Consider the following 14,506-nt stretch of genomic DNA (forward strand, 5'->3'; position numbering starts at 1 on the left):
TCTATGAAAATACTTTTATTAGACAACTCTTCTCTTACACCAACTAGTAATGGTGTTTGTGTTGAACCCAAGACAGGAGCTTTTACTGTGGAACTACAATCTGAAGGTAATGAAATTAATGTGTTTGGTCAAAAAGTTTCAGCTAAGGACACCGTTCATACATTTAATTTAACTGAAAATAACATAAAAACTTCTGGTATAAAAAGAAAACGAAATAAATTGGCGAACTATTTTTTGCTTTACTTGAGAATTATTCCCCATATCTATAAAGCTGATTTTGTTTATATTTTCTATCCTACAGCATTTAAATATGTGCCATTATTATGCTGGATTCTAAGAAAAAATTTTGGTTTATATGTACGAGGTATGAATGGCATTAATGATAAGGTTTCTAGTTGGAATTATAAAAAGGCCTATACAATCTTTACAGTTTCAGATTTTTTCACAACTATGATTAATGAAAAAACACAAAGTAAAAAAGCCCACACTATAAAGCCTATGATTCCATTTTCTGAAAAAGATGTGTTGGCTACTAGAACCTACAAGACAAAAGATAAAATAAGTATCTTGTATTTAGGAAGAATAGCACACGACAAAGGGATTGCTGAGTTGCTAAAAGCTGTTCAGGTTTTAAAGCATAAAAGTTATAAGTTTGAACTAAATTTGGTAGGAAGTGGAGAGTTTTTACAAAAGACGAAAACATTAATCAAAGAGTATCAAATTGAAGATACTGTCTGGGTAAGAGGTGCTGCATTTGAGCCTGAACAAGTAAAATCCTATTACATCAATGCAGATGTGTATGTGCTGCCTACTTATCACGAAGGATTTCCACGTACATTATATGAAGCGATGATTTTTGGAACGCCTATCATCACCACTTTTGTAGGTGGAATTCCTGCGCTTATGAAAAATAGGGTAAACTGTAAAGAAATTCAACCTAAATCTGTTGATAGTCTTGTAGAGGGTATAGAATTTGCGATGAACAATCAGGAAAAAATGATTCAATTTGCAAAAAATGGTACAACACTAGTTTCAAAAATTGTGGATAGTAATAGAATGACGCATGCGCAGCACTTAAATAAAATTATTAAAAATGGATAATGTTGAATCTATCGGAAATGGCGCGATTGTAGCATCTGGTTCAATAGTTACAAAAAATGTGGAACCAAACACAATTGTAGGCGGAAACCCTGCGAAGTTTATTAAAAATATTGAAAGACAAACCATATGAAAATAACGGGTATACCAAAAGATCAAAGGTTTTCATATAACTACGCTAAACAATGATAAGTAAGAAATTAATCATATGAGTAGTGTAAATAAAGCAGTAAGTGTTGTTATTCCATTTTATAGTAATATTGAATGGTTGAGAGAAGCTGTTAATAGCGTATTGCAACAAAGCTATCAAGACTATGAGGTTATTGTAGTCAATGATGGTTCCAAGGAAAATGATAGAGAGTTTGTTTTAGAATATGGTAAACTGATTACATATTTGAAAACAGAAAATAAAGGTCCTGGGGCTGCAAGAAATTTAGGAATAAAAATGTCAAGTGGAAAATATATTGCATTTTTAGATTCTGATGATATATGGTTACCTACAAAACTTGAGAGTCAAATAAGTTTTATGGAAACCAATGAATGGGAATGGACACACTCCTCTTACTCGTTGTTTAATGATAAAAATTTAAAAACAATCAAAGAAGTTAGAGTAGGAGGCTTTGAAGGAGATATTTTTATTAAAAGACATATTTCATCACCGATTGCTACTCCTTGTGTAATAATAAAAAGGAATGTATTCTTGGAGAATAAGTCATTTCGTTTTGCAGAACATTTGAGGTTTGGACAGGATTCATATTTATGGGCAATGATTAGTGATAAATATCCATTGGGTGCATTAGATGAAGTCTTAGTAAAAGTAAGAATAAGAGGAAACAATGCAGGAAGAAGAGCTAGAGTACAGCTACAATCGAGAGCAAATACTTGGAGGAAAATATCAGAAAACAGAAAAGAAAATAATTATAGATATTTGAACTTCCCTAGAATTCCTCTTGTTTTATTTAGTCTTTCATATTACTTTAATAGCCTTGTTGTTTTTTTAGAAAAAAAAGTTTCATTAAGTCCAAAAATATCGGAGTTTTTGTCTAAAATATTGTACGCACCAATTTATTTTAGCTTAAAAATTTATAATACAACTTTAAAATGAAAATAAAAAATAAAACCCTGCTCATCACTGGTGGTACCGGTTCTTTCGGGAATGCAGTCCTTAAACGTTTTCTAAATACTGAACACTTTTCTGAAATACGTATTTTTTCACGTGACGAAAAAAAACAAGACGATATGCGTAAAGCCTTCAACCATGATAAACTCAGATTTTACATTGGTGATGTGCGGAATTATAATAGCGTGGAGCGCGCGATGCGAGGCGTAGATTATGTTTTTCATGCCGCAGCACTTAAACAAGTTCCTTCCTGTGAATTTTTCCCATTGGAGGCTACAAGAACAAATGTTTTAGGAACACAAAATGTGATTGATGCAGCAGCATTCAATAATGTACAAAAAGTAATTTGCTTAAGTACCGACAAAGCAGCCTATCCCATTAATGCCATGGGAATTTCAAAAGCATTGATGGAAAAAGTAGCTGTAGCAGCTTCAAGAAACCTAAAAAACACAACTGTCTGCTTAACAAGATATGGAAACGTAATGGCTTCTAGAGGGTCTGTTATTCCTTTATTTTTGAATCAAATAAAAGAAGGGAAAGAACTGACCATTACTGATCCAAACATGACACGCTTCTTAATGTCATTAGATGAAGCGGTTGAATTAGTTTTGTTCGCCTTTGAGAACGGTAACCCAGGAGATTTATTCGTAAATAAAGCACCAGCAGGAACAATAGGAGATTTAGCTCAAGCCATTAAAGAATTGTGTAATTCTGATGCTTCAATTAAAATTATTGGAACAAGACATGGTGAAAAGGTTTACGAAACCCTTTGTACACGTGAAGAAATGATTAAATCTGAAGATATGGGAGATTTCTATCGTATTCCAGCCGACAATAGAGATTTAAATTATGATAAGTACTTTTCTAAAGGAAAAGAAGTTATTGATCAAATTGAAGATTATAATTCTTCCAATACTGAACAACAAGATGTAGAAGGAATGAAGAAGTTATTACTTGGATTACCAATTGTCCAAGAAATGATAAAATAGAAGAGATTCTATCTTAAAGCTTAAAAAAGAAAAATTACATGAAAATACTCATTACTGGTTCTTCAGGCTTTGTTGGTAAAAACTTAGTCGCAGAACTCAACAACATAAAAGAAGGAAAATCAAAACATTCAAAATTAAGTTCTGAAATAAGTATTTTGAGTTTTGACAAAGAAACTGATCCCACTTTGCTAGATAAATATTGTAAAGAAGCAGATTTTGTATTTCATCTAGCGGGTGTTAACAGACCTAAAGAGCAAAGTGAATTCATGGAAGGTAACTTTGGTTTTACCAGCGAATTATTAAACCTACTTAAAAAGCACAAGAATACCTGTCCAGTGATGATTTCTTCTTCTACACAAGCAGCCTTAGATAATCCTTATGGAGTTTCTAAAAAAGCTGGAGAAGACTTATTGAGGAAATACGCTAAAGAAACTGGAGCAGAAGTTTACATCTACCGCTATCCAAATGTTTTCGGGAAATGGTGCCGTCCAAATTACAATAGTGCAGTTGCAACCTTTTGTAATAACATCGCGAGTGGTGTTCCTATTCAAGTCAATGACCCAAATGTTGATATGACTTTGGTTTATATTGACGATGTAGTCAATGAACTCATCAATTGTTTAACCGGGCAAGCCAATAAAGATGGAACTTATTACAAAGTAAAAATTGAGCACAAGATTAAATTAGGAGAAATTGTCAACTTAATTAAATCATTTAAAGAAAGTCGCACAAGTCTTCAGGTACCAGACTTGGCAGATACTTTTACAAAAAAGTTATATTCCACATATTTAAGTTATTTACCAGAAGATCAATTTTCTTATCCACTAAAAATGAATGTGGATGACAGAGGTTCATTTACGGAATTCATAAAGTCCCCTGACAGAGGTCAAGTGTCAGTGAATATTTCAAAACCAGGCATCACCAAAGGAAACCATTGGCATCACACAAAAAACGAAAAGTTTCTTGTTGTCTCTGGTAAGGGAGCGATAAGATTTAGAAAAGTCGATGAGCCATCTGAGGTCATTGAGTATTTAGTATCAGGAGATAAATTAGAGGTGTTGGATATCCCTGTGGGGTACACCCATAATATTGAAAATTTAGGAGAATCTGATATGGTGACGGTGATGTGGGTGAATGAGGTATTTGATCCTGAGAACCCGGATACTTACTTTGATGTCGTTTAAATATTATAAATGGAACCAAAAGTAATAAAAGGGGGCGAACACATAGATGAGAGAGGGAGAATCGTTTATAACAATGACTTTAATGCAGCTGATGTTAAACGTTTCTACACGATTGAAAATGTTGATACATCTTTTGTAAGGGCTTGGCAAGGACATTCGATCGAAAAAAGATGGTTTTCTGTCTTAGAAGGAAAATTTTTGATCAAGCTCATTAAAATTAATAATTGGGAAGAACCTGATCCGAAATCAAAAATTCAAACTTTTGAAATCAGTGATGATGGACTCCATGTACTTTATGTGCCAGCAGCTTATGTCACTAGTATTCAGGCATTGACAAAAAAAGCAAAACTTTTAGCAATGTCAGATTATATGTTAGGTGAAGTTAAAGATGAATACAGGTTTGATAAAAACTATTTTACAAGTTAAAAACTTATGAAAAAAATAAAAGTTATTACGGTTGTTGGGACACGACCGGAAATTATACGCTTATCGAGAGTACTCAATGCCTTAGACGATTCCAAAGCGATTGAGCACATATTAGTCCACACTGGTCAAAACTATGACTACGAGCTCAATGAAGTCTTTTTTGAAGATTTAGGAATTCGAAAACCAGACCACTTTTTAAATGCTGCAGGTACAAATGCGACTACAACAGCAGGTCAAATTTTGATCAATATAGACCCAATTTTAGAAAATGAGAAGCCTGATGCCTTTTTAGTATTAGGTGATACAAATTCTTGTTTGTGTGCCATCGCCGCTAAAAAACGTAAAATTCCAATTTTCCACATGGAAGCAGGGAACAGATGTTTTGACCAGCGCGTACCAGAGGAAACCAATAGAAAAATAGTAGATCACACTGCAGATATCAACTTAACATATTCCGATATTGCTAGAGAATACTTATTACGAGAAGGTTTATCGGCAGATCGTGTAATTAAAACGGGTTCGCCAATGTTTGAGGTTTTGAATCATTATTTACCTCAAATCAAAAAATCACAGGTAGTACAAAAATTAAAGCTCGAAAAAGGAAAGTACTTTGTGGTATCAGCGCATCGTGAAGAAAACATCAATTCCGATAAAAACTTTAACGGATTAATCGAGAGTCTAAATGCGATTGCAGAGAAATATCAGTACCCAATTATTGTATCAACGCATCCTCGAACACGAAATATGATTGAACAAAAAAAGGTGAAGGTACATTCATTGGTACAGTTTCTAAAACCTTTAGGTTTTCATGATTATAATGCCCTGCAAGTAAATGCCTTCGCGGTTTTATCAGATAGCGGTACCATTTCTGAAGAATCTTCTATTCTTAACTTTAGAGCCTTAAATATTCGTGATGCCCACGAAAGACCTGAAGCAATGGAAGAAGCATCCGTTATTATGGTGGGAATGAATACTGAAAGAATTATGCAAGGTCTTGTTCAATTAGAAAGACAAGAAGTTGATGGAGAGCGAAACTTTAGAGAAGTAGCTGACTATAGTATGCCCAATGTTTCAGAAAAAGTGGTGCGGATTATTTTGAGTTATACAGACTATATCAATCGAGTGGTATGGCAACATAAAAATTAAACATAAACTATGAACGTTTTATTTCTAACAATGTCATCTAGTATTAACCTTAACAGTAGAGGTATTTATAATGATTTAATAAATGAATTAGTTAAAAGAGGGAATACTATATATGTTGTTGCGCCTACTCAAAGAAGGGAAAAAAAAAGCACCTATCTTTCAAACCATAATAAAATCAATATATTAAAAGTAAAAACTTTAAATCTTACTAAGTCTGCTAAAATTGAAAAAGGCATTGGGCAAGTCTTAATGGAAACACAATACTTGAAAGCAATTAAAAAGTATTTTTCAAACATTAAGTTTGATTTAGTTTTGTACTCCACGCCCCCAATAACCTTTACTAAGGTTATAACTTTTATTAAACAGAGAGACAATGCATATTCGTATTTATTATTAAAAGATATTTTTCCACAAAATGCGGTAGATATGAGGTTTGTGAAAAAAGGAAGCCTCTTGCATCGCTATTTTGAAAAGAAAGAGAAGCGGCTTTATGAAGTATCAGATACTATTGGATGTATGTCTGAAGCTAATAAAGAGTTTGTTCTAAAGCACAACCCTAAGATTCCCAAAGAAAAAGTGGAAGTCAACCCCAATTCCATAAAACCTGTGTTTATTCACTATACCGATGCTGAAAAAAGAGCAATACGGCATAAATACAACATACCAGTAGATAAAAAAGTGTTTGTGTATGGAGGAAATTTAGGCATCCCTCAAGGAATAGACTTTTTAATGAAAACGATTTCAGAAGTAACTGCACCAGAAGCTTATATTCTCGTGGTGGGTACGGGAACACAATACAATAAACTGGCTAATTGGTTTAAAAACAACAAACCACCACAAGCCACCTTGCTTTCAGGGCTGCCAAAAGAAGAATATGACAAGTTGCTGGCTGCTTGTGATGTGGGTATGATTTTTTTGGATAAACGCTTTACAATTCCTAATTTTCCCTCTAGACTTTTGTCTTATTTAGAAATGAAAAAACCGGTTCTTGCAGCTACAGACGTCAATACGGATATAGGTCAGGTGATTGAAAATGCACAATGTGGGTATTGGGTAGAAGCAGGGAATCTTAAATTAATGCAACAACGAATAATGCAATTGTGTCGTGAAGACCTGGATGCTATGGGTCAGCGAGGTTGGAATTTATTACATTCAGACTATTTAGTAGAACGTAGCAGTCAATTAATTGAAGAGAAGATTAATGTATAATATCCTAATTAAACCACTTTTCGATTTCCTAGCAGCCTTAACCGGCTTGCTACTACTTAGTCCAATTTTTCTTGTGGTTACAATCGCGTTGTATTTCGCCAACAACGGCAAACCCTTCTTTTTCCAAAAACGCCCCGGTAAAAATGAACGCATCTTTAGCATCATCAAGTTTAAATCGATGAACGATAAAAAAGATGAACATGGCAACTTGTTGCCTGATGTAAAGCGTTTGACGGCTGTTGGCAAATTTGTACGCAAAACATCTTTGGACGAAATACCTCAATTGATAAATGTGTTGAAAGGGGATATGAGTTTAATAGGTCCAAGACCACTACGAACCTATTACTTGCCTTTATACAATGATGTACAAAAGAAGCGACATAATGTAAAACCGGGAATTACAGGGTGGGCACAAGTAAATGGAAGGAATGCAATTAGTTGGACACATAAATTTAAATATGATGTTTGGTATGTAGAAAATTTAAGTTTTATGCTTGACTTGAAGATTTTCTTTTTGACAATAAAGAAAGTATTTGTGCGTGAAGGGATATCAAAAGAGGGAGAAGTAACAACAGTACCATTTGATGGGAATAATTAAAAAATTATATGAATAGAATTGTTTATTTTTTGTATTTTTTGAAAAGAACTCCTTTTTCTGAATTTAAGTATTATTTAAACTTTGTTTCAAAAGAAATCAATAAAAATAGAGCTTACATCTTGAGTGATATTATAAGAACAAGTTTCAAATATAATATTTCGATTTTAGATTATTTTTATTTCCAGTTTTATATGAAGAATAATCAAGAGCGAATTAAGTGGGGGGGGACAGGTTTTATGTATGAGTATCAGAAATTGATGAACCCAAAAAAAGAAAGATATATATTAGAGGATAAGATTCAGTTTCTCAATATATATCATGATTTTATAGAAAGAAAATGGTGTAGTGTTGAAGCATTTAAGCAGAAAAAAGACATTATTTCATCAATTTTAAATAATGACTCTAACAAGATCGTTGTGAAGAGCTCTAAAGGTCAAGTTGGTGCTGAAGTGAATGTCTTAGATTCCAGAGACTATAATTGTGATTCACTGGAAGAATTTATGTTAAAAAACGATTACGATCTTTTGGAAGAGGCGGTAGTACAGCATAGTGAACTTATGAAATTATCTGATTCAGGTTTAAATACTATAAGAATAGTAACGCAGATTAACAGTAATGGCGAAGTTGAGATTTTAGCAGCGAGATTGCGTGTGTCTGTTAATTCTTTTGTTGATAATTTAGGGGCTGGTAATTTTGCTGTTGCTATTGATGAAAAAAATGGTGTTGTAATCTCAGATGGTGTTTTTAGTGATATCACTAAAGTAAATGTTACTAATCATCCTGTCACTGGAATTAAATTAAAAGGTTTTAAAGTTCCAAATTGGGACATGGTTATTGATATTGCTAAAAAAGCAGCTCTTTTTCAACCTCAAAACAAATCAATTGGCTGGGATGTTGCTGTGAAGCAGGATTCTGTTGAATTAATAGAAGGGAATCATAATTGGTGTAAGCTTTTATATCAACTTCCAATTAATAAAGGAATGAAGAAAACATTATTGAATTATTTATGATGAAGTTATATATTGTAGGCGCTGGCAATGTGGGTGGTTATATAGCCTACCATGCTGAAGAGATGGGTGAATATAAACTATGTGGTTTTTTAGATGATGATGAAACTAAACTGGGAATTGAAATATATCACTTGCCTGTTATTGGAAATGTTGGTTATCTATTGAATACAACAAAAGAAGTAGCAGTGGTTATTGCAATAGCAAACTCTGTAGTTAAAAAGTTTATCGTAAATAAATTATCTCAAAACAAATTAATAAGGTTTCCAGCATTTATTCATCCGTCTGTATGGATAGGGAAAAATGTAAAAGTAGGAGATGGAGCAATAATCTATCCAGGTGTAACAATAAATTATGAGGCATTTATAGGTAACTTCGTTACTATTAATATGAATTCTACTATTGGACATAATTGCAACCTCATGGATTATTCAACTCTTTCCCCTGGTGTTGATTGTGGTGGATTTACTCAATTGGGTGAACAAAGTTTTCTGGGAATAGGATCATCTACATTACAATCTGTAAAGATTGGTCAAAACACAATTGTTGGTGGTGGTGCTATGGTGATTGATGATATTCCTGATAATGTTATTGCAGCGGGCGTTCCTGCTAAAGTGATAAAGTATCACTAATTGTTCACAGTGTTTCACAGAGAACAGAAAGCCACCAGCCCACATCTACCACTATACTATTATTCCATTATACGATTACACCATTAATCGAATAATCGAACAAATGAATTCCTCCCCTCTACTGACGTAAGTCTCGATGCTTCGGGAGCATTCGCGCCACACCCGGGCCGAACGTTAAGAAAATGTCCTGAGGACATTTTTAGTGAAGGAGCCAGCTTGCCGCGCAGGAATAAGGCCGGGGAAATGGCGCATACTGAATAGTCGCAAAACCGGCCTATCGAGAAGAATCTTGAAAGACAAGGAAGCAGCGTATGGCTGAAAAAAATTGATCTACATAGTGTAAACCGACTAATTTCCAGAAATAATTGTGGTATTTGCGGAAGTGCATCACGTAGTGATAAGCATGGAGCAAAAATACCAGCAATGGTTTTGCAGAGCCCAGCGGCGCAAAAATTTCCTTAAATTAGTCTTGACTTTCGTAGTCCCGACCCTTCGGGGTTTGGTTCGTTTTGTGTCAAGACAAAATGAACAAGAATAAGCTTAAATGAATGGAAACAAAGTTAAATAACATTTGTTTAGGTTCGAGCTTGCCAGCACTGAGCGAAGTCGAAGTGTCGAGAACAACAGACCAACGACCAAAAAGGTTCCTGAGTGTTCCGCCGAAGGCGAATGTATCGAAGTGAAACACCTAATTGCATATTAAAATATACAAAAATAACCTATATTTGTACATTATGATAAACGTTATGGAGGAATTATTTAGAAGATATCGCACAAAAATACAGCATGTTAAAACCGATTTTGTCAGAAGTTTGATTCATGACATCAACTGGAACRGTMGATTAATTGGAATTAAAGGAGCAAGAGGTGTAGGTAAAACAACATTGCTCTTACAGTATATAAAATTAAATTTTCATGAAAGTTTAGAAGATGCACTTTATGTAAGTTTAGATTCATTTGGCTTTAAAGGTAAAACCTTGGTTGGTCTAGCCGATGAATTTGTTAGAAATGGAGGTAAGTACTTATTTTTAGATTTTAAAACTCCTAATATGGTGTATAAATTATCAGCCTAAAATAAATTTTAACCTGTAGCCATATTTCAGGACTAGACATATAAGTATTGGAAAAAATTGTATAATAGGCGCAGGAGCTGTTATTATTAAAGACATCCCTGACAATTCTACTGTAGTAGGAAACCCTGGTCAGATTATTAAAAACAATTCATCAAAAATCTAATTTCATCCGTTTTTTGCCTTCACCAAGCTATACCAACCTAACATCCTTTTTAATATTATGAAAAAAAACATACAAACAACATCCACTCATAAAAAACTCAATCTCTTTCAAGATGCAGAAGCAGCTTCTTTATTTGTGGCACATCAAATTGCTGAGCTTATTCGCGAGAAAGAAAAGCAAGCCAAGCCTGCCGTTTTAGGCTTAGCCACCGGAAACACGCCAAAAGGCGTTTACCAAGAGTTAATACGCTTACACCGCAATGAAGGCCTCAGCTTTAAAAATGTTATCAGCTTTAATCTTGATGAGTATTACCCCATCTTGCCTGATGATCAGCAGAGCTATACTTATTTTATGCGACAGTATTTATTTAAGCATGTCGATATTAAGCCAGAGCAAACCCATATACCCCACACCGATTTCTCAGAAGAAGGCATTGCGCAATACTGCCAAGATTATGAAGATAAAATACAAAGTCTTGGTGGCATGGACTTTCAACTTTTGGGCATCGGCAGAAATGGCCATATCGGTTTTAATGAGCCAGGCTCAGATTTTGAATCAAAAACACGCTTAGTCAACTTAGACAGCCTCACAAGAGAAGACGCTAAAGCAGCCTTTGGAAGTCTAGACAAAGTGCCAGAAAAAGCCATTAGTGTTGGCGTGCAAACCATCTCAAAAGCCAAGAAGATCCTCCTCCTAGCCCTTGGCGAAAGGAAATCAGAGATTATGCAGCAAGCCATAAATGGTGAAATCACAACTGAAGTTCCCGCCTCATTCCTGCAAAGCCTCTCCCAAGCCGAGTTTGTGCTTGATGCTTCTGCTGCGAGGGGTTTGTCATCCTAATCCCGAATAACTCGGGACTAACAAAGCATGAGATTCTGATCCCGACCCCCGAGTTATTCGGGGCGGGGCAGAATGACAGAATAACCTTTGAATTGTCATGCTGAACAAGTGCAGCCCCAGGCGAAGTGCGATTCAGCATCTCTTTACAAGGTGAAGTTCTTTTCATTTTCTTTGCTCACCCAAAGAAAACGAAACAAAAGAAAAGGTGTCTTTTTTATAGGTGTTTTGTCTCTCGTCAAACCAGAAAAGTTTAGCTAAAATACCTCCAAGGCTTCGGTATTTTTTAACGCTCAACTTTTCTTACACTTAAAAAAAGAAAGCTAAAACAAGATAATTCAGTTCTAAATCATGATTTCGAGGAAAACGGCCTATTTTTATTTTTTGTAGAAAAACAAGAAAAAACTGCCGCGTTGGATGAAGGAGGATGGCCTAGTGCAACGGTTGCCATCCGCATGATAAAGTTTTTTCGTCGTTTTCAAGAAAAGTAAAATAAGCCTAGTCCCGAGCCTTCGGGGTTTGTTACTTTTTTTGGCAATGTAAAAAAGTAAAAGAACATCAATAGAAGTTCCTTTCATTTTGCCTTGACGCAAAACCCCTGTTGTCTTTTTCGCTACATGCTTATGACTTCGTCAAGCACTTCCGCGAAAGCCACAGGTATTTCTTTAAATTAGTCACTTGAGTTATATTGAGATTTTAGAGTTAAATAAAACCGATTATACGAATTTACGAATCACCATTCACGAATCACAGACAACCGATAACCGATAACCTATTAAATGTATTCCCTTCATTTTTTCTTGATAAAAAACGAAGCATCCCGAATAAGTCGGGACTACCGAAAAAAGAGGAGGAAATTTTTATTCCGCTGAGCTTCATAAAACCGCTGCTCAAACTGTGCTTCATGCTCTTTTTTGCGAAAATGCAAAACGCACTTTCGCTTGTTTGACAGACTATTTCTGATATTATTCATACGTCTTTCTTAGTTTCTTTCCGTCTAGTTGAAGTATTATCATCTTCTTAGTAGGATCAAAATAATTCGGCCTATCGAAAATAATGTGTAAAATTGGCAGTGAAATAAGCGTTAAATTTTAGACTGTTTAAGCCTGATGGAATCAGGTGAGTTTCCTAAAATTTAGCTTATGAACATACAATTTAGCATTAAGTTCGTAAGCCTAGACTCTCGTAGTCCCGAGCCTTCGGGGTTTGTTACTTTTTTAGGCAATGTAAAAAAGTAAAGAACAATCATGAATTGAAGTTCTTTTCATTTTGCCTTGACGCAAAACCCCTGCTGTCTTTTTCGCTTCATGCTTATGACTTCGTCAAGCACTTCCGCGAAAGCCACAGGTATTTCTTTAAATGAGTCATTTGTCTTTCTTAGTTTCTTTCCGTTGAGTTGAGCTATGACAAACTTCTTAGCAGGGATAAGAGTAATTCAAAATTTTTAATTCAAAATTCATAATTGAAGACAACGGCCTATTTTTTATGTTTTTTAGGAAACTAGAAAGCGTTGAAGAAAGGCAGAGGGAGCAATGCGCGAGTGAAACGGTTCGCGTTGCGGGGGCAGAGATGCTTTCGTTGCTTTTCTAAAACAGAAAAATAAGCCTAGTCCCGAGCCTTCGGGGTTTGTTTCTTTTTTGGGCAATGCAAAAAAGAAAAGAAACAAAGTTAAATAGCATTTGTTTCAACTTCAAGCGAAGCCGAAATGTCCAGAACAGAGAGTCATAAATCAATTTGTTTAAGTTCGAGCTAGCCAGCACTGAGCGAAGTCGAAGTGTCGAGAACAACTGAATACTCGAATAAACGAATAATCGCAAATAATTTCGGATTAACATTAAATTTTATTAATTCAGCTTACAGTTTTTTATTCAAATCTTGTCTTCCTACAATTGCCATTATTTCTACAATATCTTCATTTACTTTAAAATAAATGCTATCAATTCCACAAACACAGCGTCTATAGTCGTTTTTTATATAGTCAACAGATTCAAATGAAAAAGGTCTTTGGGCAATAATATCGAAATATTCAAAAAACGATTCAAAATACTTATCCGCTTGAGTCATTCCGAATTTTTCAACTCCATATTGATGAATTCGTATTAAATCGTTTTTAGCTTCGTTACTTAATCTGTATTTAGCCATTCAAAAAAGTCTTTGATTGAGCTAAAATTTCGTTTTTATTATCTTCGGTAAATCCGCTTTTTTCAGCTTTATCAAGTTTAGCTCGAACCCAATCAATTTGGATTTGTTGTTTTCTAGCTTGTCTTATCAAATCGTTTACCAATTCGCTTTTACTTGAATATTCTTTTTTATCCACCTGTGCTTTTAGCCATTCGTCGTTCAGTTCGGTAAAAGATATACTTTGTCTAGACATAATTTTATTGTTTGGTGCAAATATACATCAAAAACGAATCGCTTCAAAATTGTTGCCCAACACCGAATAACCGAACACCCGAACTTGACGTATAATTGTCTGCGCCACACCCGGGCCGAACGTTAAGAAAATGTCCTGAGGACATTTTTAGTGAAGGAGCCAGCTTGCCGCGCAGGAATAAGGGCTGGGGAAATGGCGCCTACCGAACACTAAATATCGAATACACGAACAATCCAAAACCGGCCTATCGAGAAGAATCTTGAAAAACAAGGAAGCAGCGAAGGGCTGAAAAAAATTGATCTACATAGTGTAAACCGACTAATTTCCAGAAATAATTGTGGTATTTGCGGAAGTGCATCACGTAGTGATAAGCATGGAGCAAAAATACCAGCAATGGTTTTGCAGAGCCCAGCGGCGCAAAAATTTCCTTAAATTAGTCTTGACTTTCGTAGTCCCGACCCTTCGGGGTTTGGTTCGTTTTGTGTCAAGACAAAATGAACAAGAATAAGCTTAAATGAATGGAAACAAAGTTAAATAACATTTGTTTAGGTTCGAGCTTGCCAGCACTGAGCGAAGTCGAAGTGTCGAGAACAACAGACCAACGACCAAAAAGGTTCCTGAGTGTTCCGCCGAAGGCGAATGTGTCGAAG

The 14,506-nt window shown here is 35.0% G+C and carries 14 protein-coding genes and 2 pseudogenes; 14 read left to right on the top strand and 2 right to left on the bottom strand.

What is annotated here, in order from left to right:
- The first annotated feature begins 3 nt into the window (after positions 1–3).
- The 14 genes and pseudogenes from CAP47_RS00475 (at position 4) to nagB (ending at position 11,485) form a co-directional block, all read left to right on the top strand.
- Positions 4–1,101: a glycosyltransferase family 4 protein gene (locus CAP47_RS00475; RefSeq protein ID WP_100774921.1), complete on the top strand. Its 1,098-nt coding sequence runs from the start codon at positions 4–6 to the stop codon at positions 1,099–1,101.
- A 10-nt stretch (positions 1,102–1,111) separates the two neighbouring features.
- Positions 1,112–1,231: pseudogene (locus CAP47_RS00480) on the top strand (2,3,4,5-tetrahydropyridine-2,6-dicarboxylate N-acetyltransferase); the annotation flags it as partial.
- Between the two features lie 75 nt (positions 1,232–1,306).
- On the top strand, positions 1,307–2,203 hold the full coding sequence (locus tag CAP47_RS00485; protein WP_100774922.1) for a glycosyltransferase family 2 protein: 897 nt from the start codon (positions 1,307–1,309) through the stop codon (positions 2,201–2,203).
- On the top strand, positions 2,200–3,207 hold the full coding sequence (locus tag CAP47_RS00490) for a polysaccharide biosynthesis protein (protein ID WP_100774923.1): 1,008 nt from the start codon (positions 2,200–2,202) through the stop codon (positions 3,205–3,207). The genes CAP47_RS00485 and CAP47_RS00490 overlap by 4 nt, the downstream gene beginning before the upstream one ends.
- A 38-nt stretch (positions 3,208–3,245) precedes the next feature.
- Positions 3,246–4,391: a capsular polysaccharide biosynthesis protein CapF gene (locus tag CAP47_RS00495; RefSeq protein ID WP_100774924.1), complete on the top strand. Its 1,146-nt coding sequence runs from the start codon at positions 3,246–3,248 to the stop codon at positions 4,389–4,391.
- 9 nt (positions 4,392–4,400) lie between these two features.
- Complete coding sequence (locus CAP47_RS00500; protein WP_100774925.1) at positions 4,401–4,817, top strand: sugar epimerase; 417 nt, start codon at positions 4,401–4,403, stop codon at positions 4,815–4,817.
- 6 nt (positions 4,818–4,823) lie between these two features.
- Positions 4,824–5,963 (top strand): non-hydrolyzing UDP-N-acetylglucosamine 2-epimerase, encoded by a 1,140-nt coding sequence (gene wecB / locus CAP47_RS00505; protein WP_100774926.1) that lies wholly within the window; start codon positions 4,824–4,826, stop codon positions 5,961–5,963.
- Positions 5,964–5,972: 9 nt separating this feature from the next.
- Entirely contained in the window at positions 5,973–7,172 is a 1,200-nt protein-coding gene (locus tag CAP47_RS00510; RefSeq protein WP_100774927.1) for a glycosyltransferase family 4 protein, read from the top strand.
- Positions 7,165–7,770: a sugar transferase gene (locus CAP47_RS00515; protein WP_100774928.1), complete on the top strand. Its 606-nt coding sequence runs from the start codon at positions 7,165–7,167 to the stop codon at positions 7,768–7,770. Before CAP47_RS00510 ends, CAP47_RS00515 begins: the two co-directional genes overlap by 8 nt.
- Positions 7,771–7,778: 8 nt before the next feature.
- The gene (locus CAP47_RS00520) at positions 7,779–8,780 is read left to right on the top strand and encodes a sugar-transfer associated ATP-grasp domain-containing protein (RefSeq protein WP_100774929.1); all 1,002 of its coding nucleotides are present in this window, start codon (positions 7,779–7,781) and stop codon (positions 8,778–8,780) included.
- On the top strand, positions 8,780–9,409 hold the full coding sequence (locus CAP47_RS00525) for an acetyltransferase (RefSeq protein ID WP_192869869.1): 630 nt from the start codon (positions 8,780–8,782) through the stop codon (positions 9,407–9,409). The genes CAP47_RS00520 and CAP47_RS00525 overlap by 1 nt, the downstream gene beginning before the upstream one ends.
- Positions 9,410–10,155: 746 nt before the next feature.
- Positions 10,156–10,482 carry an AAA family ATPase gene (locus CAP47_RS00530; RefSeq protein WP_202820539.1) on the top strand — a complete coding sequence of 109 codons (327 nt, stop codon included), beginning with the start codon at positions 10,156–10,158 and terminating at the stop codon, positions 10,480–10,482.
- A 40-nt stretch (positions 10,483–10,522) separates the two neighbouring features.
- Positions 10,523–10,645, top strand: a pseudogene (locus CAP47_RS12435) (acetyltransferase); the annotation flags it as partial.
- Between the two features lie 57 nt (positions 10,646–10,702).
- On the top strand, positions 10,703–11,485 hold the full coding sequence (gene nagB, locus CAP47_RS00540) for a glucosamine-6-phosphate deaminase (protein WP_100774932.1): 783 nt from the start codon (positions 10,703–10,705) through the stop codon (positions 11,483–11,485).
- 1,851 nt (positions 11,486–13,336) lie between these two features.
- Here the strand turns inward: nagB and CAP47_RS00545 are convergent.
- The gene (locus tag CAP47_RS00545; protein WP_100774933.1) at positions 13,337–13,624 is read right to left on the bottom strand and encodes a type II toxin-antitoxin system RelE/ParE family toxin; all 288 of its coding nucleotides are present in this window, start codon (positions 13,622–13,624) and stop codon (positions 13,337–13,339) included.
- Positions 13,617–13,856 carry a type II toxin-antitoxin system ParD family antitoxin gene (locus tag CAP47_RS00550; RefSeq protein WP_100774934.1) on the bottom strand — a complete coding sequence of 80 codons (240 nt, stop codon included), beginning with the start codon at positions 13,854–13,856 and terminating at the stop codon, positions 13,617–13,619. The genes CAP47_RS00545 and CAP47_RS00550 overlap by 8 nt, the downstream gene beginning before the upstream one ends.
- Between the last annotated feature and the right edge of the window lie 650 nt (positions 13,857–14,506).

Origin of the sequence: Psychroflexus sp. S27, from assembly GCF_002810405.1 — a bacterium.
GTDB lineage: Bacteria > Bacteroidota > Bacteroidia > Flavobacteriales > Flavobacteriaceae > Psychroflexus > Psychroflexus halocasei_A.

What these genes read in the sequence shown, in the direction of transcription:
- CAP47_RS00475 (WP_100774921.1), top strand. Translation starts at nt 4, where the DNA reads ATGAAAATACTTTTATTAGACAACTCTTCTCTTACACCAACTAGTAAT.
- wecB (WP_100774926.1), top strand. Translation starts at nt 4,824, where the DNA reads ATGAAAAAAATAAAAGTTATTACGGTTGTTGGGACACGACCGGAAATT.
- CAP47_RS00485 (WP_100774922.1), top strand. Translation starts at nt 1,307, where the DNA reads ATGAGTAGTGTAAATAAAGCAGTAAGTGTTGTTATTCCATTTTATAGT.
- CAP47_RS00500 (WP_100774925.1), top strand. Translation starts at nt 4,401, where the DNA reads ATGGAACCAAAAGTAATAAAAGGGGGCGAACACATAGATGAGAGAGGG.
- CAP47_RS00520 (WP_100774929.1), top strand. Translation starts at nt 7,779, where the DNA reads ATGAATAGAATTGTTTATTTTTTGTATTTTTTGAAAAGAACTCCTTTT.
- CAP47_RS00525 (WP_192869869.1), top strand. Translation starts at nt 8,780, where the DNA reads ATGAAGTTATATATTGTAGGCGCTGGCAATGTGGGTGGTTATATAGCC.
- CAP47_RS00550 (WP_100774934.1), bottom strand. Translation starts at nt 13,856, where the DNA reads ATGTCTAGACAAAGTATATCTTTTACCGAACTGAACGACGAATGGCTA.
- CAP47_RS00515 (WP_100774928.1), top strand. Translation starts at nt 7,165, where the DNA reads ATGTATAATATCCTAATTAAACCACTTTTCGATTTCCTAGCAGCCTTA.
- CAP47_RS00495 (WP_100774924.1), top strand. Translation starts at nt 3,246, where the DNA reads ATGAAAATACTCATTACTGGTTCTTCAGGCTTTGTTGGTAAAAACTTA.
- CAP47_RS00510 (WP_100774927.1), top strand. Translation starts at nt 5,973, where the DNA reads ATGAACGTTTTATTTCTAACAATGTCATCTAGTATTAACCTTAACAGT.
- CAP47_RS00490 (WP_100774923.1), top strand. Translation starts at nt 2,200, where the DNA reads ATGAAAATAAAAAATAAAACCCTGCTCATCACTGGTGGTACCGGTTCT.
- nagB (WP_100774932.1), top strand. Translation starts at nt 10,703, where the DNA reads ATGAAAAAAAACATACAAACAACATCCACTCATAAAAAACTCAATCTC.
- CAP47_RS00545 (WP_100774933.1), bottom strand. Translation starts at nt 13,624, where the DNA reads ATGGCTAAATACAGATTAAGTAACGAAGCTAAAAACGATTTAATACGA.